9 protein-coding genes are annotated in these 7,951 nt (G+C 32.0%); all 9 read left to right on the top strand.

The window, feature by feature from the left end; all coding sequences use genetic code 11:
* The first annotated feature begins 191 nt into the window (after positions 1 to 191).
* Entirely contained in the window at positions 192 to 1,244 is a 1,053-nt protein-coding gene (locus RMO70_RS10655; protein ID WP_310556421.1) for a hypothetical protein, read from the top strand.
* A gap of 12 nt (positions 1,245 to 1,256) precedes the next feature.
* Positions 1,257 to 1,757, top strand: a complete 501-nt coding sequence (locus RMO70_RS10650) for a DUF4280 domain-containing protein (RefSeq protein ID WP_310556420.1) — start codon at positions 1,257 to 1,259, stop codon at positions 1,755 to 1,757.
* A gap of 15 nt (positions 1,758 to 1,772) precedes the next feature.
* Entirely contained in the window at positions 1,773 to 4,019 is a 2,247-nt protein-coding gene (locus RMO70_RS10645; RefSeq protein WP_310556419.1) for a hypothetical protein, read from the top strand.
* Entirely contained in the window at positions 4,016 to 4,513 is a 498-nt protein-coding gene (locus RMO70_RS10640) for a hypothetical protein (protein ID WP_310556418.1), read from the top strand. Before RMO70_RS10645 ends, RMO70_RS10640 begins: the two co-directional genes overlap by 4 nt.
* A gap of 19 nt (positions 4,514 to 4,532) precedes the next feature.
* A complete protein-coding gene (locus tag RMO70_RS10635) occupies positions 4,533 to 5,321 on the top strand; it encodes a hypothetical protein (protein WP_310556417.1) in 789 nt (262 codons plus the stop codon).
* A 23-nt stretch (positions 5,322 to 5,344) separates the two neighbouring features.
* Positions 5,345 to 5,947 (top strand): hypothetical protein, encoded by a 603-nt coding sequence (locus RMO70_RS10630; RefSeq protein ID WP_310556416.1) that lies wholly within the window; start codon positions 5,345 to 5,347, stop codon positions 5,945 to 5,947.
* Positions 5,931 to 6,146, top strand: coding sequence for a hypothetical protein (locus RMO70_RS10625; RefSeq protein WP_310556415.1), 216 nt, complete (start codon positions 5,931 to 5,933; stop codon positions 6,144 to 6,146). Before RMO70_RS10630 ends, RMO70_RS10625 begins: the two co-directional genes overlap by 17 nt.
* Positions 6,147 to 6,240: 94 nt before the next feature.
* Positions 6,241 to 6,966, top strand: a complete 726-nt coding sequence (locus RMO70_RS10620; protein WP_310556414.1) for a hypothetical protein — start codon at positions 6,241 to 6,243, stop codon at positions 6,964 to 6,966.
* Between the two features lie 487 nt (positions 6,967 to 7,453).
* Positions 7,454 to 7,951 (top strand): hypothetical protein (locus RMO70_RS10615; RefSeq protein ID WP_310556413.1); only part of this gene is annotated, 498 nt, incomplete at its 3' end.

Genomic DNA, 7,951 nt, shown 5'->3' with positions numbered 1-7,951 from the left:
TTTTGCATCGTAGGAATGTTGATAAGTTTTTAAAACCCGAAGGGAATTTTTTAAAAAACTTATCAATGTTCCGGCAATTAAGTTTAAATTTGAATCAATTATTAACCTAAAAAAAGGTCAACGTATTTTAGGATATGACACTACACAAACTGGAATCGAAACGCAAAAAAACAACGTAAAAAGACGAGGCTTTGGAAAAATACCGAATACACAAATTAAAAAAAGGAGATACTGTCGATAGTGTCGCCGTAGAATTAGGAATAACCCCTTTTGAAGTTAGGGGATTTCACAACTCTTGTTGCAATTGGAATGACACAATTGGTCATAACTTCCCAACTCATATAACTGAACTACTTGTTTATCCACACATACGCAAGTTCAGAAAAGAATTACATCCTATGACAACTTTTGAATCGGGATACACTTTAAGAGCCAAACCAACCGACAAAAAAGTAAATTATAATGTGAATTATAACATCATAACTGAGGATTCAATTACAAATACCATATCCTGTAAAATAAGTCTAGAATGCAAACAAAAAAGCAACGGCTACTTTGTTTACGAAATCAACAAAAGTGAAATATTCATTAATGATGAAGAACCCAATTATATGCTTGATGAATTGGCAGAAAAAGTAACCCAAAACATTTATCCATTACAAATAGTAGTCAATGAGGAAGGCAAATACATTGGCATACACAACTTTAACGAAATTAAAAAGCGTTGGGAAAAATCAAAAAAAGAAATTCTAGAATACCACAGTGGCAACTGGGTAAATGACTATTTAGAATTAACAGATAAAACTCTAGAAAACGAAAGCAGTTTACAAATTTCTTTAGAATCAGATTGGTTTTTGAGTAGTTTTTTTGGTGGCATCTACATCAATTACACACCATTTTTAAAATTTGAAAACAGTATCACATTTCCCATCTTACCCAAAATTAAACCATTGGTTTATAAAGTCGAACAAACCACCGATGAGTATTTAGACGAATTTAACCAAGTTATTGTAGAGCAAAACGGAATCCTAAACGAAGAACGTTCTAAAGCAGATATAGAAAATGGCTTGCCATTTCCCAATTATAGTTTCTCAAATCCTCAAGCCGTAAAAGCACAAGGAACATTTACTTCAAGATATTTTATAAATTCAAAAAACAATACCATAGAATCACTATTTTTACAATGTTCAGTATTGCTAGACAAACCAAAAAAAATTGAAGTTATAGTAGCCTTAACAAACTAAAAAAACAAAACAATGAGTGAAAAACACGTAGTAGTACAAGGGGCAACTTGCAAATGCAAACATAGCGTAGCCCCACAAACCGACAAACTCAAAGTACTCTCGCAAACCAAAGCATTTGCCAACGATAAAGACGGAAGTAAAAAACTCATTGCTACCACAATGGAAATCGGGCAAACCCTCGAAAAAAATACCTTTGGCAATTGCAAAATGCAACCCAACGGAACAAGTTACAATCCTTGTATGGCAACAATTACAAAATGGTCAGGTGCTTATGAAGAAGTAACCTACGAAGAAAACAAAGGCAATCCATTATTAGAAGACAGTAAAGCCACTTGTCCTATTGGAGGACCTGATTGTATCGAAATTGCAAAACACGGTCAAAAAGCCGAACCCAACCAGCAGAATGCAAAAAATGCCGACAAAGACGTGCAAAGCCAACTCAATCCAATGACAAACTTGGACGAAATGGAAGAAGAAGCAAAAAACGAAGGATTGCAAGCAGTAGCCGAATAATAAAAAAACCTAATAATGGCAAAAGGAGTAAAAAAAATAGATTATCAAAGCGGAAAAATAGATATGAAAATATCTAGAAAAACAAAAATTATTGCCCTAGCAAATGAGCCAATTGTATTTGGTGTTACCCAGTGGGAAGCCGAAACCACGGAAGCCGATAAACAAAAAGGGGTTACTTGGATATGGCAAACACCAGCCCGAAAAGTAATAGGTAAATTAGTTGTTCCCGCAAGTCAAAACTTTAAGTTCACTATTCCAAAACACCTTTGCGGAGCTTATCCCTATTATCTCGAAGCCAGTCTTTCAGGCAAGACCGACGTTAGAGAAATTGGGCTGTATGTAATGGGAAGTTGCACCTCCATAATTACAAAAGCACAATGGAGTACTGCCCCAAAAGGGTCAGCTATAACAAGTCAAGTTTCATTTGGCACAACTATTTTCCTTGATTTAGCAACCGAAGGGCTCAACGGCTACAAAGGTTTATCGGTAGAAATCTATAAAACAGAAGGCGACAAATTAGTAACAACCATAAAAACACCGACCGTAGTCGATGGTAAAACTACCCTCGAAGTAAAAACCACTTTTTGGCAAATACTACAACCCACCGAATCGTTTTATGTAAAAATAAAACACCCCAATACAGGCAATTATGTTCCAGATATTAGCAATAACGAAAAACACACCACTATTCAAGTAAGCAATGGTTTTGCAATGCCTTCGTTTCTTTCGCCTACAAATATTACTCCTTATAAAATAGGAAAACCTAATGTGAATCATAATAATGCATCCCCTTGCAGATATGACAAACTTATCATTACTGACAAAGACAGTAATAAGGATGTATTTGAAACTGAAATATACGATGCAGTAAAAAATAAAAATATTTTAATATACGAAACCATTGCAGGCTCTAGTGAATCTTCCAAAAAGGAACTCAAATTAAGTTATAAAAAATTTGATAACAAGCAATGTTTCTCTAAAGTGAATCATAAAAAAGAAGTCGAAATTTTTATAGATGGAGAAAAGCAAAAAGCAGAAGTTATTAGCAGCGAAAATGTAACCGTTAATTTAATGGCAAAAGCAAATACTGTATTACTTCGTACTAATCCCGAATTATTTTTTATAATACCAGACTCAATAACTAAATATCAAATTATTGCAAAAACTTGTGCACAACCCGCTGGCATTCTTAACGTAAATGTTTATCCAAATGTTGAAAGAGAATTGGCGTTTGTTTTGACATTATTTAAAAGTTATAACCGAGAAACCAATGTTAAAGATGTAAAAACAGGCGACGGAGGAGTGAATCGAATTGGAAAGAGAGATGTCTTGACTGGATATAATGGAGAAAAAGGAATGAAATTAGTTGATGGTCAACTAGAAATATTAGAGCAAAAAAAAGGAGGGCTAGGTTTTGGATTGCAGGCAAAAGTTAAAGTAGATAATATTACCTCTTCGATTGAATTAGGTACTACAAAAAACCAAATAAAAGAACTTATAGGATTCTATAATACAATAGTAGATTTAACTAAAGATTTTAATGGAAAAGGCAGAGAAAACGAATCATTGGCTTTTAGACAAGGAAAATACCCAAAAGCAACTTTTGATTTAGAAGCGCCAAATGTAGCACTTGCATTAAGAATAACTAACAAAAAAGTCATAGACACTTCAAAAGTTGTCAAAGAATATTCAGGCGGTTTGGCTTTGAAACCAATTACAGGAATTAAAATTGGAGTAGATTTAATATCACTGATTCCTTATTTTGGCTTACAAGGTAAAATAGTAAGTTGGCTTTTAGAAGCATTTACTCAACAAGCAAATATTGAGATTTATATTATTTTTGAACTTTCGTTTCAAGCAAGAGCCGAATTTAATTTAGCCTACAACGAAATTGAGGGTTTAAAAGCAGGAGAACAAAAACTAGAACTCGAAGCGGCTGTGACAGGAAAAGTGGGTATCAAAAGTAGAGAAAAAGTAACATTAACAATTGTAACCAGTGATGGTACAACCGATAAAGCACAAGTAGAAAAATTTAAAGGAGAAGGAAGTATAATTTCTGGGTTAATGTACACATACAACATAAAAGGCGATAAAAAAGGAATGTACAGTCAACATAAACTAGAGTTTACTGGTATGAAAGTAAATATTGTTGTATTTGCATTAAACCAAAAAAGACAGTTTCATACCTACTTCAAAAAAGAATTTACAATTATTGAAAAACCAGTTGAGCCTTGGTTTAAATCAGATAAAAAATATTTATGAACTATTTAATTCAAGATAAAAATAAACACACAATAGCTTTTGATAATATTGGCTTTACAATAACAAAACCAGTATCTGAAATGGTATGCATTATTAAATGGTCAATAATCGACACAATATTACTTGCCCTAAATACCACCGATAGGGATTGTGCTGAATGGATTATTTTTTTTAATGAACCTCCACAATGGAAATTAAATTCTGATGCTTGGTGGTTAAATAAATTTTCCTTTTTTATGAAGGATAAAAAATATAAAAAGTTAAGAATAAGAGACGATGTAAACAAAGACTTCTATGAGCTTCCTGCCATAGTCGAAAAGTATTTACTGGAAAATTTAAAAATAGATTCTAATAAAAATATAGAAATTAATAATAGAAATATAAACAAGGAATTTTGGAATCCTAAAAGAACGAATGGTTTACCCGCCAAAATGCTATACGACCGATACAACAGAGCCGTAGATGATATATACAAAAGAGACGGTGCTATTTAAAATATAAAACTAAAATATAATGATAAAAAACCCTTATTATGTTGCTGAAATAACATCCAGCAGATGTTCGGTAGAACTTTCGGTAAATGGCATTCCTAATTATAGACATATTGGAGAAGAGGATATAATGAGTACCGCCACAATTGAATGGCCTATAAATTTGTCAATTATCAAAAATGGCTTGCAACATTTTGAAGTTGTGGTTATGCCATTAAAAAACGGCACAACTATTTTATCCAAAGCATTTGTAAGAATAAAAATATTCAAAACTGAAGCCATTCAAGAATATGTCCAACAAGAATTGGTTTCGGAAGAAATTGAGATAACATTTGCAGACAAAAAAGAATTACCTACCTACGTTATAAAAAATATATTTCAAGCCGAACTTCCATTTAAAATTGAAGGTTGGGAGAATTCTGTAGATCTATCTAAAGAAGATAAAGACGAATTGTTTAAAGAAATTATTGCTTGGAATGATAAAATTGCAAAAATATATCAAAATTCAGACGCTATAGGTTATAAAAAAGCATTTGGCAGAAGAGATTTAGAGCTAAATAAATTACTCTATTTACCTCAAGATGATAACCCATCATTCCATCCAAAAGACAAACATATTTTAGCATTGCCAGACAGCATTTATAAATTAGAACTTTATGCTAATGGCAAATTGGCAAGTGTTAGAATGCCTTATGAATTGCCAGGTTTTCGATACGACCCAAAAGTTCAAGACGAGGAAGCAATGGGATTTAGTCTTAATATCTACTTTCATAGAAGAGAAAAAGGAATGTCATTGGAAATAATTAGATAAATATTAAACTTAATTCTAAAGAAATGAAAAAAATAAATGTAATTATGATACTAGCACTTATACTATTTTTGAGTATTGGTATAATTACATTGTACTTTATGATTACTACAAAAGCAGAAGTTCCATTTTATGGATGGTTAATACCCATCGCTTTTATTGCTATCCCATCGTTATTACTTAAAGATTTCATTTTTTCATTTTTTGTAAGTTTTACTAATCCAAAAAATAGTTACAACTACACTTCTAAAAATAGTAACTCTATAAAATATTCAAAACTATTTGATTTTATAGACCAAGAGACTACAATAATTGTAAACAATATTAGGGTTGAAAAAACAATATTAATGCAAATTTTAGATTCAGGTGAAAAATTTCGAGCTGTAAAATATCTCATAGAAACTACAAACATTGATTTACTCTCTGCTAAAATAATTATTGATAAATTTATGACAGAAAAGAATACACATAATCAAGTTGAAAATAATCATTTTGAAAAATTGATTGATAATGCAGAAATTGACAAACTACTGTTAGAAGGTAAAAAATTAGAAGCTGTACAATATGTTATGAAAAAAGCAAAAATTGGAATGCATACCGCTAAAGATTATATTGATAGCAAAATTTAAAGATTTAGTTGCTTTACCTGATGATTTGTACAAATTAAAACTATACGCAAATGGAAAACTTGCAAGTATTGTGTTACCATTCGAACTGCCAGGATTCAAATACGAGCCCAAAGTTAAAAACGAAAAGAGTCTAGGTATAAGTTTAATTATTTATTTTCACAGAAAGCAAAAAGGAATGCCTTTGGAAATTATTAGATAATTCTATAACAAAGTTTAAAAAACTTATTAAACTATAAAGTATATAAATCAAAAATCAATATATTTGAAATTATAAACTTTTAAGAAACATAAAAATGACAACACCAGTAACAAGGAAATACAAAGTAAAAGATGTCGAAATGCTCGTAACAGCAAGTACCATAATCGAAAATGCCATCGCCAACAAAGCAATACTACAAGCCAAAAGAAGCATATGGGCAGACCCATTTTTTGAAACCATAAAAGCCCAAATCGAAACCACAACTGACACTTATCTTGGTAAAGATGCCGCTAGAGAAATGCGCCAAGCAACCCAAGTTGTATTAAGTATTCAGTCCGAAGCCCTACTCAATCTTGCAGAAGTAAAAGTACAAATCGAACAAGATTTCAAAAAGGAAGCAACACACAAAAACGAAATATTAACACAATTAGGATTCACAGCAAACCATAAATCCTCGCAAAAAGGTGACCAAGAAGCACTAATCAACCTATTGTACCAATTCAAATTAAACCTTACCACAACACTATCAACCGAAATAGTCGAAAAAGGAACAGCGCAAGAAACTTTAGATAAAATCATCAGTTACGCAAATACCCTAAAAACTGCAAATATTACACAAGAAGCATTCAAAGGAACCAAAAAAGAAATCACAGCCGAAGCAATCACAGCATTCAATCAAATATATGACCAAGTAATAAGTATTGCTAAAATTGCCCAAAACTTTCTCAAAACCGATAAGCCAAAACAAGAACAATTTAGTTTCAATAAAGTATCGTCAAAACTCAATAATAATTTACAAACGAGCCAAATCAAAAAATAAAATACGGAAGCCAAATAACGTCTTACTAAAATGCAAAATCATCATACGGAAAAGGCATAGTATATTACAGAAGAGTAATAAAAACCTAGAGTAATAAAATAGTAAGAGACGCAAGAAAAATCGTCTCTTACTTTAGGTTTATATTGTCAGGCGGAAGTTCAATAGTAACCTACGGAAGAAAAATAACATCTTACGGAAGAAAAATAGCATCTTACGGAAACTTAATAATAACCTATGGAAAAAGTGATATTATCTAAAAAAGAACACCATACCAAGTTGCGGCAACACACAACAGCGGTTTTGCGATAGTGGGGTTTTAGGGCTTAATTCAATATTGGTTTTGTACTTTTTATTTTCAGTCTTTAATCCAATGTTAAGGCTTTCTTAACCCCACCATCGCAAAGCCACGAGACGTTATATGATACCCTTTTTCGCAACATTCCGCTAAAAAGAAACAAATTAAAAAAGAAAAATAACGTAAAGAAAAATGCCACGCAATTATTACCTAACAGACAAATCGAGTTATAGCAGTTACGAATTACTACCAAACGAAACCGTTGAGAGTTTAACAAAATTACTAGGAATCGATAAACAACAACTCGTAGGATTTCACAACATAATAGCAAATGACGAAGAAACTATTATACACGAACTCCCAAAAGGCTTGACACACCTTTTTATGCAACCTCATTTTGACGAAAAAGACCTTAAAAATGTGCCACGAGCACCGTTAGAATCAGGCTCGATTTTACGATTAAAACCTACAAAAAGTAAATCGTATTACGGCATATCTTGCACTTCAACAACTGGCGAAGAAGCAACCACAATGGATTATGAAGTAAGCGTTGAGTGCATAGAAAAACTTCCCCAACAACATTTTTTATTTGAGATAAACAGAACTTCAACAATCTTTTTCGATAACAAAGAAGCCGATTCCATTATTAATGAACTTGCCGAAAAAGTAGCACAAGTATTATATCCGTTA

The organism is Flavobacterium sp. (assembly GCF_031422135.1).
GTDB lineage: Bacteria > Bacteroidota > Bacteroidia > Flavobacteriales > Flavobacteriaceae > Flavobacterium.
This window is presented reverse-complemented; position numbering and strand designations above follow the sequence as displayed.